The sequence below is a fragment of the Mumia sp. Pv4-285 genome, assembly GCF_041320275.1.
Classification (GTDB): domain Bacteria; phylum Actinomycetota; class Actinomycetes; order Propionibacteriales; family Nocardioidaceae; genus Mumia; species Mumia qirimensis.
On record NZ_CP162023.1, the window covers coordinates 3073297 to 3084781 of the forward strand.

Annotated in this window: 13 protein-coding genes; 6 read left to right on the forward strand and 7 right to left on the reverse strand. The window is 70.6% G+C overall.

The annotated features are described in order from the left end of the window. Window positions 1-22 precede the first annotated feature (22 nt). From AB3M34_RS14815 to AB3M34_RS14825, 3 genes are read right to left on the reverse strand one after another with little or no spacing between them, the layout of a single operon-like run. Window positions 23-970 carry a methionine synthase gene (locus tag AB3M34_RS14815; RefSeq protein WP_370620030.1) on the reverse strand — a complete coding sequence of 316 codons (948 nt, stop codon included), beginning with the start codon at window positions 968-970 and terminating at the stop codon, window positions 23-25. Beyond that, window positions 970-2061, reverse strand: a complete 1092-nt coding sequence (mnmA, locus tag AB3M34_RS14820) for a tRNA 2-thiouridine(34) synthase MnmA (protein ID WP_370615007.1) — start codon at window positions 2059-2061, stop codon at window positions 970-972. Before mnmA ends, AB3M34_RS14815 begins: the two co-directional genes overlap by 1 nt. Beyond that, the gene (locus AB3M34_RS14825; RefSeq protein WP_370615008.1) at window positions 2061-3266 is read right to left on the reverse strand and encodes a cysteine desulfurase family protein; all 1206 of its coding nucleotides are present in this window, start codon (window positions 3264-3266) and stop codon (window positions 2061-2063) included. The genes mnmA and AB3M34_RS14825 overlap by 1 nt, the downstream gene beginning before the upstream one ends. 65 nt (window positions 3267-3331) lie before the next feature. Between AB3M34_RS14825 and AB3M34_RS14830 the strand changes: the two genes are divergently transcribed. The 4 genes from AB3M34_RS14830 to AB3M34_RS14845 all read left to right on the forward strand — a co-directional run bounded on the left by AB3M34_RS14830 (window position 3332) and on the right by AB3M34_RS14845 (window position 6233). Continuing rightward, window positions 3332-3799, forward strand: a complete 468-nt coding sequence (locus AB3M34_RS14830; protein WP_370615010.1) for a hypothetical protein — start codon at window positions 3332-3334, stop codon at window positions 3797-3799. 1 nt (window position 3800) lies between these two features. Next, the gene (locus AB3M34_RS14835) at window positions 3801-4640 is read left to right on the forward strand and encodes an aldo/keto reductase (RefSeq protein WP_370615012.1); all 840 of its coding nucleotides are present in this window, start codon (window positions 3801-3803) and stop codon (window positions 4638-4640) included. Window positions 4641-4642: 2 nt separating this feature from the next. Continuing rightward, the gene (locus AB3M34_RS14840) at window positions 4643-5515 is read left to right on the forward strand and encodes an LLM class F420-dependent oxidoreductase (RefSeq protein WP_370615013.1); all 873 of its coding nucleotides are present in this window, start codon (window positions 4643-4645) and stop codon (window positions 5513-5515) included. Window positions 5516-5681: 166 nt separating this feature from the next. Continuing rightward, entirely contained in the window at window positions 5682-6233 is a 552-nt protein-coding gene (locus tag AB3M34_RS14845) for a VOC family protein (RefSeq protein WP_370615015.1), read from the forward strand. A 129-nt stretch (window positions 6234-6362) separates the two neighbouring features. Here AB3M34_RS14845 and AB3M34_RS14850 read toward each other — a convergent pair whose 3' ends face one another. The 4 genes from AB3M34_RS14850 to AB3M34_RS14865 are packed head-to-tail and all read right to left on the reverse strand — an operon-like array spanning window position 6363 to window position 10255. Next, entirely contained in the window at window positions 6363-6896 is a 534-nt protein-coding gene (locus tag AB3M34_RS14850) for a hypothetical protein (protein ID WP_370615016.1), read from the reverse strand. 31 nt (window positions 6897-6927) lie between these two features. Beyond that, window positions 6928-7896, reverse strand: a complete 969-nt coding sequence (locus tag AB3M34_RS14855) for an SDR family oxidoreductase (RefSeq protein WP_370615017.1) — start codon at window positions 7894-7896, stop codon at window positions 6928-6930. After that, entirely contained in the window at window positions 7893-8828 is a 936-nt protein-coding gene (locus AB3M34_RS14860; RefSeq protein ID WP_370615019.1) for a bile acid:sodium symporter family protein, read from the reverse strand. The genes AB3M34_RS14855 and AB3M34_RS14860 overlap by 4 nt, the downstream gene beginning before the upstream one ends. After that, window positions 8825-10255, reverse strand: a complete 1431-nt coding sequence (locus AB3M34_RS14865) for a flavin-containing monooxygenase (RefSeq protein WP_370615021.1) — start codon at window positions 10253-10255, stop codon at window positions 8825-8827. Before AB3M34_RS14865 ends, AB3M34_RS14860 begins: the two co-directional genes overlap by 4 nt. A 109-nt stretch (window positions 10256-10364) precedes the next feature. Here AB3M34_RS14865 and AB3M34_RS14870 point away from each other — a divergent pair, with 109 nt between their 5' ends. Continuing rightward, window positions 10365-10889, forward strand: a complete 525-nt coding sequence (locus AB3M34_RS14870; protein WP_370615023.1) for a hypothetical protein — start codon at window positions 10365-10367, stop codon at window positions 10887-10889. A 129-nt stretch (window positions 10890-11018) separates the two neighbouring features. After that, window positions 11019-11453: a hypothetical protein gene (locus AB3M34_RS14875; protein WP_370615025.1), complete on the forward strand. Its 435-nt coding sequence runs from the start codon at window positions 11019-11021 to the stop codon at window positions 11451-11453. Window positions 11454-11485 lie beyond the last annotated feature (32 nt).

Genomic DNA, 11485 nt, shown 5'->3' on the forward strand with positions numbered 1-11485 from the left:
CGCGGCGCGACTCGGGACGACCTCAGAGGCGTGTCGCGTCCGCGCCACGCCGGAGGATCGCGCGGGCGTCGGCGGGGTCGCGGTCGGCCAGGCCGCAGGCCGGCGTGAGGACGGTCCGGTGGACCCAGGCGTCCTCGCCGAAGCCGAGGCCTGAGAAGAACGTGTCGACCGTACGGCGCAGCGCGGACGGGTCGTCGGCGGTGGCACCCGGCCAGAGGTCGACACCGGCCTCGAGCACCGCAGCGTACGCGTCGTAGTCGGCGCGCGGCACGAGCGCGAGGCCGAACGAGATCGCCTCGAATCCCGCCCCTGACAGCAGGGTGACCGGGACGCCGGGGGCGCACATGTGCACCACGGGCCGCGCGCCAGCACCGCGTACGGCGGCGGTCACCTCCCGCAACGCCGCGTCCGCGTCCGGGTCGTGGACGCGGCGGTGGCGGCCGATGCCGCTCGCCGTCGGGATCTGGCCGTCGAGGACCGCGCGGAGCCCGGGCTCGTCCACCTGCACGATCAGTGAGGCACCCGGCACGCGTCGGCGTACCTCGTCGACGTGTGCGGCGACGCCCGACGCCAGCGACTGCGCGACCTCGCGGCGCGCACCGTGGTCCGAGAGCACCCGGTCGCCGCGCGGACGCTCCATCGCGGCGACCAGCGTCCACGGCCCCGTGACCTGGATCTTCAGGTCGCCCTCGAAGCCCTGCGTCTCCTCCTCGAGCACGTCCAGGTCGTACGACAGGAGCGAGCGGGCACGCCGCTGGTCCAGCCCCGGCCGGTCGGTGAGGCGCCAGCCGGCGGGCTGCAGGTCGGCACCGAGCCCGTCGAGCAGGGCGACCGCCCGACCGACCATGCCAGCGCCGTCGCCGCGTGCGGGCAGCTCGGGGAGGAACGGGAGGCTCAGCTCGTCCACGACGAACCGGACGATCCCGCGAAGGTCCTCGCCGGGCATCGACCCGACGCCGGTCGCTCTCATCACCGGGCGACCGTGGCCCTGCTGGTGGCGGCGATCGTCGCCGACCCGACGACCCGGGTGCCGTCGTACAGCACCACGGCCTGCCCCGGCGCGATGCCGTGCGCGGGGTCGTGCAGGTCCACCAGGAGACGGTCTCCGACGATGCGGGCGGTCGCACGGTGCTCGTCGCCGTGCGCGCGCAGCTGGACGGTGCAGGAGATCTCACCGTCGGGCGGCGTACCGCACCACAGCGGACGGATGCCCTCGAGCGCCTCGACGGCGAGGTGCGCGTGCGGACCGACCGTCACGGTGCCGGTCACCGGCTCGATGTCGAGGACGAAGCGCGGCTTTCCGTCAGCGGCAGGGCGTCCGAGCCTCAGCCCGCGTCGCTGGCCGATCGTGAACGCGAACGCACCCTCGTGCTCGCGGAGCACCTCGCCGGACTCGTCGACGATGACACCCGGCTTCGTGCCGAGCTTGTCGTGGAGCCATCCCGGCGTGTCACCGTCGGCCACGAAGCAGATGTCGTGGCTGTCCGGCTTGTTCGCGACCTGGAGACCCCGGCGCTCCGCCTCGAGCCGTACCTGGTCCTTCGTGTCGGTGCCGAGGGGGAACAGCGAGTGCGCGATCTGGTCGGCCGTGAGGACTCCCAGCACGTACGACTGGTCCTTGGCGTGGTCGGCGGCGCGATGCATGGCGACCGTCCCGTCCGGTGCCGTCTCGAGCCGCGCGTAGTGACCCGTGACGACGGCGTCGAACCCGAGCGCGAGCGCCCGGTCGAGCACGGCGGCGAACTTGATCTTCTCGTTGCACCGCAGGCACGGGTTGGGTGTGCGGCCGGCGGTGTACTCGGCGATGAAGTCCTCGACGACCTCCTCGTGGAACTCGTCGCTCATGTCCCACACGTAGAACGGGATGCCGATCACGTCGGCGGCGCGGCGGGCGTCGTTGCTGTCCTCGATCGAGCAGCAGCCGCGGGCACCGGTGCGGTACGACTGCGGGTTGCGCGACAGCGCCAGGTGGACGCCCGTCACGTCGTGCCCGGCGTCCTTGGCGCGGGCAGCGGCCACGGCAGAGTCCACTCCCCCGGACATCGCGGCGAGGACGCGCATCAGCGACGCCCCGCCTTCGCGGCGGCCCGCGCCCGCTCGTGCACCGCGGGCAGCGCCGCGACGAGCCGGTCGACGTCCGCCTCGGTCGTGGTCCAGCCCAGGCTGAAGCGCAGCGAGCCGCGTGCGGCGACCTCGTCCATCCCCATCGCGATCAGCACGTGGCTCGCCTGCGGCACACCTGCCGAGCAGGCCGAGCCCGTGGAGCACTCGATCCCCTGGGCGTCCAGCAGCATCAGCAGCGAGTCGCCCTCGCACCCGGGGAAGGTGAGGTGCGCGACGTGGGGCAGCCGGTGCGCCGGACCCGCGTCGTCGGCACCGTTGACGATCGCCTCCGGCACCGCCGTACGCACTCCCGCGACCAGCCGCTCGCGCAGCGCCTCGAGCCGCAGTGACTCCTCGGCCCGGCGCGTGACCGCGACGTCCACAGCGGCCGCGAACGCGGTGATCGCCGCCGTGTTGAGCGTCCCCGACCGCAAGTCTCTTTCTTGCCCGCCCCCGTGGAGCAACGGCACCGTGTCGACCTCCCTTCGTACGACGAGGGCGCCGACGCCGGTCGGGCCACCCAGCTTGTGGGAGGAGAGGCTCATCGCGTCGAGACCGCTCGCTGCGAAGTCCAGCGGGACGTGGCCCAGCGCCTGCACCGCGTCGCTGTGCACGGGGACGCCGTACTCGGAGGCGAGCGCCACGATCTCGGGCACGGGCTGAACGGTCCCGACCTCGTTGTTCGCCCACATGCAGCTGATCAGGGCGACGTCGGCGGGGTCGCGTTCGAGAGCGGCACGCAGCGCACCCAGGTCGAGGCGACCCGTACGGTCGACGCCCACCAGGTCGGCGACCGCACGCTCGTCCTTCTCCAACCAGGTGAGGGGGTCGAGGAGCGCGTGGTGCTCGACCGTCGAGGCGATGATGCGGCGGCGGGCCGGGTCTGCGTGGTGGCGCGCCCAGTAGAGACCCTTCACGGCCAGGTTGTCGGCCTCGGTCCCGCCCGACATGAACACGATCTCGCTGGGTCGCGCACCGATGCGCTGCGCGATGAGCTCGCGGGCCTCCTCGACACGCCGGCGCGCGCGCCGACCGGAGGCGTGCAGCGAGGACGGGTTGCCGCCCTCGACCATCGTCGCGTTCATCGCCGCGATCGCCTCAGGGACCATCGGCGTGGTCGCCGCATGGTCGAGGTAGGTGATCGAGGTGGCCGGAAGACTCATGACGCGACCAAGCGTAGTCGGCCTCTTGATGTGTGCGTGCGCGCGCCGCCTGCCAGGCTGGAGCGATGAAGCACCTGCCGACGGGGCGCGTGCGCCAGCACGACGGACACCGCGACCTCGTCTACACCAGCGTCCTTCCCCGCGGACGCGACAAGGTGTGGGAGATGTTGACGGGCGACGCACCGCTCGGTGCCATCGAGGTCACCGTGATGAGCGAGAGCGAACCCGACCACCTGACCGTCAGGCTCGACACCGGCACGGTCGTCGACGGCTACCTGCGCGCCCGTGACGACGACAGCACAGATCTCCAGCTGGTCGTCCACGAGGTCGGCGCCGACGAGCTCGGCGAACGCGGGCCCCGCGGCGACTACCTCGCAGGCGTCCTCGCCGCCCGCGTCGCCGGTGAGGACGAGCCGGTCTGGGAGGACTACTACCCTTCCGGACGGGCGTACTACGAGACGCTCGCCGCCAGCGACGACGACTCGTACGACGACGACCAGCAACCCGACGAGAACCAGCACAGCGAGGACTGAGATGCAGACAACGTTCGACATCGACGCAGTGGGCACCGTGAACCGGCTGGGGTTCGGCGCGATGCGGATCACCGGCCCCGGCATCTGGGGCGAGCCGGCCGACCGCGAGACCGCACGCGCGGTGGTCCGGCGCGCGGTCGAGCTCGGCGTCGACTTCATCGACACCGCCGACTCGTACGGGCCCGACGTGAGCGAGCAGATCATCGGCGAGGCCCTTGCGCCGTACCCGGACGGCGTGACGATCGCCACCAAGGCCGGCCTCGTCCGGACCGGGCCTGACGAGTGGTGGCCGCTCGGACGCCGCGAGTACCTCCAGCAGCAGGTCGAGATGAGCCTGCGCTACCTGCGCACCGACGTGATCGACCTCCTCCAGCTGCACCGCATCGACGCCGGCACGCCGCGCCAGGAGCAGTTCGAGACGCTGGCCCAGCTGCGCACGGACGGCAAGGTCCGCGCGGTCGGGCTGTCCCAGGTGAGCATCGCAGACATCGAGGAGGCGCAGCAGTACGTGCCCGTGGTGACGGTGCAGAACCGCTACAACCTCGTCGACCGCTCGTCGGCCGACGTCCTCGACTACTGCACCGAGCACGGCATCGGGTTCATCCCGTGGGCCCCGGTCGACGCCGGCGACCTCGCCTCGCCCGACGGTCCGGTCGGCCACGCGGCGAAGCGGTACGACGCCACGCCGGCACAGGTCGCGCTCGCCTGGCTGCTGCAGACGTCGCCGGTGATGCTGCCGATCCCGGGCACGGGGTCGATCGCCCACCTCGAGGAGAACATGGCCGCCGCCGACCTGACGCTCGACGCCGAGACCGTTGCCGAGCTGGACGCGGCGGCCTGACCATGGACGTCTCCGTGCACCTCCCCCGCTTCGACGTGGACGGAGGCGCGGCGGCGATCGCACCCACGTACGCCGAGGTCGGGGCGATCACTGACGGAGGAGGCGTGCGGTCCCTGTCGGTGATGGACCACTTCTTCCAGATGGAGCACTACGCCGGAGGCGCACCGGACCCGATGCTCGAGGCGTACACGACGCTCGGGTTCCTGGCTGCCCGGACGGAGCGGGTCGGGCTCCAGGTTCTCGTCACCGGCGTCCCGTACCGGCACCCCGGCCTGCTCGCGAAGACCGTCGCGACGCTTGACGTCCTCAGTGGTGGCCGAGCGACGCTGGGCATCGGCGCCGGCTGGTACGAGCGTGAGCAGCGCGGCCTGGGTGTCCCGCTGTGGTCGGCCGGTGAGCGGCTCGCCCGGCTCGAGGAGACGCTGCAGATCGTCGCTCAGATGTACGGGGACGACGACGGTCCGTACGACGGCCGCTACTACCAGCTCGCCGAGACGCTCTGCTCCCCCAAGCCGATCGGGCCGGTGCCCGTGATGGTCGGCGGAGGCGGCGAGCGCAAGACGCTGCGGCTGGCCGCCCAGTACGCCGACGCGTGCAACGTGTTCGCGCAGCCCGGCTACGGCACCGAGGGCGTCGCGCACAAGCTCGCCGTCCTGCGCGAGCACTGCGAGGCCGTCGGACGCCCGTACGACGAGATCCGCAAGACGATCCTGTGGAACGGCCCGGTCGCTCTCGACGGGTCGTTCACCGACACGCTGGCGGCGTACGCCGAGGTCGGCTTCGACGAGGTGTTCGTGATGCCTGAGCACGACGACCTCGTCGGGTTCGCCCGCGGCGTCGTCGAGCACGTCGTGGGGCCGGCTGCGGCGCTGTAGGCGTGCCGAGGTCGGCGTGCCGAGGTCGGCGTGCAGAGATCGGCGTGCCGAGGTCGGCGTGCCGAGGTCGGCGTGCCGAGATGAGATGCCGTCTCAGGCCCCGGGGACCGAGCCGCGTGGGACGGTGCACCGGACCGTAGGGGATCGATCCGGGAGGCACGTCATCGTGGGAGACCGACAGGCTGCTCGACTGGCCGTCGTGGCGGCAGTGCTGTGCGCCGTCGTCGCGTGCGGAGGCACGGACGACGACCCGGCCGGAGCCGACCCGACCGCACAGCCCGCCACAGTGGAGGCCACGTCAGCGCCGAACCGTACGACCGTGGGTGCGGCCGGCATCGGCGTCGCTGACCTGCAAGCGTCGTCGGAGTTCTATCGGTCGGCGTTCGGCATGAGCGAGCTGAGGTCGTTCGAGATCCCGGGCTACATGGACGAGATCATCCTCGGGTTCGACGACATGTCGAAGGGTGCGGCGGTCGTGCTCATGCACTACACCGACGGCCGGGATCACGACTACGCGGAGAACCCGGTGAAGCTCGTCTTCTACGTGCCCGACCCGACGGCGACTGCGCGCGCGATCGAGGCCGCGGGCGGATCGATCGTGCTCGAGCCGGCACCGCAGGCCGCGCTCGGCGACGCCGTCGTCGGCCTGGCGAAGGATCTGGACGGCTACACGCTGGAACTGTTGGAGGCCGGCACCGGCACGGCCACCGGCGGCTGAGCACGCGCCGCCGTCGGCTCAGCGACGGTTCGCGGCGGACTCAGCGACAATTTGACCTGCTCGACGTCCTGGTCGAACCGACGCTGAGACCGCCAACACGTCGCCGAGCGCGTGGATCGGTGCCTCCCGTCAGAGACCCGACAGCAACTCCTTCAACCGCTGCTTGACGGCGTCGAGATCCGCGTCGGCGTCGAGCCCCGTGTGCTCCAGCCCGACGACGCTGCGACCCTCGCCGCGCGGGCTGAAGCCGATCACGATGACGGTGCCGTCGTGCTGGCGGAACCGGCCGCTCGGGTTCTTCGCCTCGAGGTTCAGGTTCGGCCGCGCAGCCCCGAGTGCGTCGGCGACGACCGGCACCACCCGGCGTACGGCGTCCGCGACCGGCTCGTCCAACGTCCGCGAGACGGTCGCGCTGAACGAACCGTCGGCGCGCTGGCCGGGCGCGCGGATGCCGTGCTCCTGCTCGTAGACCACGGTCACGTGCTGCGCCCACCACCCGTCGACGCCCTCGTCAACGAGGAACGCCGCGATCTTGCCGTGGGGCCACGGTGTGCCGTCGGCCTCGATCGCGCCGGCGTCGTCGAGCGTCTTGAACCACTGGGCGTACGACGCCCCCGTGGCTTCGACCAGCGACTCCTCCGACCCCCGGATCGCCCGCACCATGGCACCACCGTACGACGGCGGGACTGCGGCGTCACAGACCGTGCGCGATCCTCCAGGCGTCGAACGCCTGCGCGGACGTACGGGTGGGCTCGTACCCGAAGACCGACTTGAGGCGGGAGTTGTCGAGGACCGGGCGGTACTGGAGGAACTTCGTCTGCTCGGGACCGTACTGGGTCAGACGCAACGGCTTCGCGACGGCGAGCGCCGCACGGAGCACGATCTCCGGGATCGGCAGCGTGCCCCGGCCGAGCCTGGCAGCGATCTCATCGATCGTGAGCGCACCGTCGCCGGCGACGTTGAACGTGCCGGTGACGTCGGCGATCACGGCACGCACGACGATCGCGGTGAGGTCAGTGTCCCAGATGAAGACGAACGGCGAGTCCGACCCGGCGATCTTGAGCAGCCGCTTCTTGCGGAACAGGTCGGTGATCTGGTTGTCGACGCGCTCCCCGAGGATCGTGCCGATCCGCAGCACGGTCTGCTCGAGCTCGGGGTGCTCGTGACGGGCGACGGCGAGCATCTCCTCGACGAGGCGCTTGTGGCGGCTGTACGCGAAGGCGTCGTTGCCGCGCACGGGCTGGTCCTCGGTGATCCATGCGGGGTTGTCGGCGTGGTACCCGTACGCCGCACCGCTCGAGGACACGACGAGTCGCCGTACGCCGTGCGCGACCGCCGCAGCGAGGACGTGCGAGGTGCCCTCCACGTCGACCTCGTACGCGACGTCGTCGGTCATCCCCGGCGGCGGGTTCACGATCGACGCGAGGTGGACGATCGTGTCGATCTCGTGCTCGGCGACCGTCCGTGAGACCGCGTCCGCGTCGGTGACGTCGAGCGTCACGTGGACGACTCCGTCGACGTGCTCGCGCGGATCGCGTACGTCGCCGCTGACGACCAGCGCCACGTCCGCGTCGGCGGCGAGGCCCGGCACCACCGACGACCCGAGGAACCCCGAGCCACCGGTCACCAGGACGCGGCGCACGGCCCCCGCCGTACGGCTCATGCCGGCACCTCGACCTTCTCGTCCCGGACCGGCCGTCGCGCCCACAAGGTGGCGACGAACAGTCCGGCGATGATGTCCCAGATGCCCCACCACGCGGCAACGAGCGCCATGCCGCCGAGCCCGTCGAAGAACTCGAACACCAGCAGAAGCCCGAAGCCGGCGTTGCGGATCCCGACCTCGAACGTCATCGCACGCGTGCTCCGGTCCGACAGGCGTGCGCCGCGGGCGATCGAGTACCCCAGGAGCAGCGCCAGGGCGTCGTGCAGGAACACGGCGATCAGGACGATGCCGATGTAGTGGATGAAGACGTCCCAGTTGCCGGTGATCCCGATGACGATGATCGCGCCCAGGGCGATCGACGCGACCTTGCTGACGATCCCGTGCGAACGCGCGGCGACCCTCGGCCACAGCCGTGCGACGGTGAGGCCGAGCGCGAACGGCAAACCGATCACCAGCACGACCTCGCTCAGCATGTCCCAGGGACCCACCTCGATGTCGGCCAGGAAGTCCTGGCCGGTCGGGTGGAGGCCGCCCCAGAAGGCGAAGTTCAGCGGCATCAGGAAGATCGCGAGCACGTTGCCGACCGACGTCATCGCGACCGACAGCGCGACGTCGCCGCGTGCGCGGTGGGTCAGGATGTTGGAGACGTTGCCCGGTGGGCAGCAGGCCACGAGGATCATGCCGAGTGCGATCGACCCACGGACCCCGAGCACCAGCGTGAGGCAGAACGTGATCGCCGGCAGCAGCAGGAACTGCCCTCCGATGCCGACCGCCATCGCGACCGGTTTACGGGCTGCCGCACGGAAGTCCTCGAGACGGGTGTCGAGCGCGACCCCGAACAAGATGGCGCCGAGGACGATCTTGAGGATCGTCAGCGAGCTCTCGTTGAACGAGATGGTGATCGTGTCGACGTCGGCGGCGAGCAGGCTCATGAGAGCTCCTCGATCGCGGCACGAACGGCGCCGCGGTAGGCGTCCTTGTTCACGTAGTACGACATCCGCTCGAGGCCGAGGTAGTGGTAGCCGCCGGTCAGGTCAGGCTGCGGCCCGCGGGTCTTCGCAGCGAACGCGGCGGCCTCGTCGGGGCGGTCAGCTTTCGCCTGGACGTACGACGCGATGAGCTCGGCCTGCTCGTACCGGCCCTGCCACCCGAGACCCGACGCCTCCACCATGCCCATCACGAAGAGGTCGTCGCGCTGCGGGCTGAAGATGTTGAGGTACAGCTGCGGCGACCACCCGTTCCACCGGAGCAGGGCAGGGTCGATGAACGGGTAGTGCAGCGTGTATCCGGTCGCCAGCACGATCGTGTCGTAGTCGCGGCTCGTGCCGTCCCTGAAGAACACGGTCGACCCGTCCACGTGGTCGACGTCGGGCTTGATGCTCAGGTCGCCGTGGCCGAGGTGGTGCAGGATCAGCGAGTTCACGATCGGGTGCGACTCGTAGATCTTGTAGTCCGGCTTCGGGAAGCCGAGCTTGACGGGGTCTCCGGTGAACAGCTTGAGCACGCGGCTGTCCACCGCCTGCTTGATCCGCGGCGGGAGCGGCTTGCCCTGGTTGAGCGTGTCGGCCGGCTTGCCGAACAGGTACTTCGGGACGAAGTAGTAGCCACGCCGCACGCTCATGTCGACCGAGTCCGCGTGGTGGACGGCGTCGACGGCGATGTCACATCCGGAGTTGCCGGCGCCGATGATGAGGACCCGCTTGCCCGCGAGGACGGTGGCTTTCTTGTAGGCGCTGGTGTGGAAGATCTCGCCGTCGAAGCCGCCCTTGAGCTGGGGGACGTTCGGCTCGGAGAGCGTCCCGTTGGCGATCACGACCCCAGCAACGCGGTCAACCGTCTCGGCGTGCTCCCCGCTGGTCGACGCGCCTCCCCCGCTGGCCCCGCTGGTCGACGCGCCTCCCCCGCTGGCCCCGCTGGTCGACGCGCTTCCCCCGCTGGTCGAGGCGCGAAGCGATCGAGACCTCACCATCCATCCCCCGTCCGGATGAGGCTCGACCTGCGTCACCTCCGTCCCGAACCGGTAGTGCTCCCGAAGGCCGAAGCGGTCGGCGTACTCGTGGAAGTACTTCTTCAGCTCGCGGTGGCTCGGGTAGTCCGCGACGTCGTCACCCATCGGCAGCTCGGCGAACTGGGTCGTCGTCTTGGACGAGATGAGGTGGGCGGACTCGTACATCGTGCTGCGCGGGCCGTCGATGTCCCACAGTCCGCCGACGTCGGCGTTGAGCTCGTAGCCCAGGACGGCGATGCCGCGGCGGGTCAGTGCGCGGGTCGCCGCAAGGCCGGACGGACCGGCACCGATGACGGCGTACGGGAGCGGGGCCGCGGCGGCGTCGCCGGAGCCCGACGTGATCTTGGACACGCGCCCTAGTGTGCCAGACGGTTGCGCAAGGCACGTGAAACCTCCGTGAAAGCGACAGTTCGTAGCGTCCCGGCCGTACACGAACCACGCACAGAGGGAGCTCATCAGCATGCGACGCACACGCACGACGACCGCCGGAATCCTAGCCGCGGCAGCCGCTGTGGTCGGCGCGGTCATGACCGCACCGCCGGCGGCTGCTGCCAGCTGTTCGGCGGAGACCTGGACGAGGATGGCGGGCAACTGGAAGATCACCGAGCACGACTGCCAGAAGCCCAAGCCCTACGACAAGGGCGGCAAGGACGCCGACGGATCGGTCAAGTACAAGGGGAAGGACCGGACGTACGAGGCCAAGGGCTGGTTCAACGCCCAGGGCGACAACTTCTACGCCTCGAACACGACGACCAAGCCGGCGTACTTCTCGTTCCAGTACTACAAGGGTGGCTGGAAGACCGCGATGGACGGGCACATGGGCACCAGTGACACGAACTACGCGACGTGGGGCTTCGAGCCGGGGCCGCACTGGTGGCTCGCGGACAAGGGCTTCAACCTCAAGGAAGGGCGCAAGGTCCGCGTCAAGGTCTGCGCCAAGACGTCCGGCGGCACGAAGTGCTCCACCTCGTACGGGTACGCGTGAGGTGAGTCCACGGGTGGCCCGGCGATGGACGCCACATCGTTGCTGGGCCGATCCGGTGGTCGCGCGGTGAAAGTGCCGTGAAAGCGTCCGTCCCTACGGTTCCTGGAGTTGTCGACGACGGGGGAACCGATGACGGACAGCGGTGTGGGACACGGACGAAGCGCGCGCCTGCTCGGGGGCGGCTTCGCGGCCGTGGCGGTGATCGCGGGTCTCGCGTACGCCGCGACGACCGCGCCTGGTGAGGTGTGGCGTACGGAAGCACAGTCGGTCAGCTCGATCACGGGTGGTCACGACGCTGACGCCGTTCTCCGCAAGGGCGACCGGCAGGCGTCGCTCACGTTCCGGTCGGAGGACGCGACGGTGGCGGTCGAGAACGAGCTGCAGACCCCCGTCGTCTACGTGGTCTACCGGTATCGCGGTGGCTGGACACGCATCGCCGAGCGCACGTCGTCGGCCCCCGTGATCCACCGCCCCGTGCCGGTGAGCCGTGGCGAGAGGCTCCGACTCGAGTTGTGCAGCGACGACGCGTTGCGGCACTGCGCGATCGCGTTCGGGGTGGCCTGACACGCCTTCTCGGGTGTGTCGGTCGCGGCCGA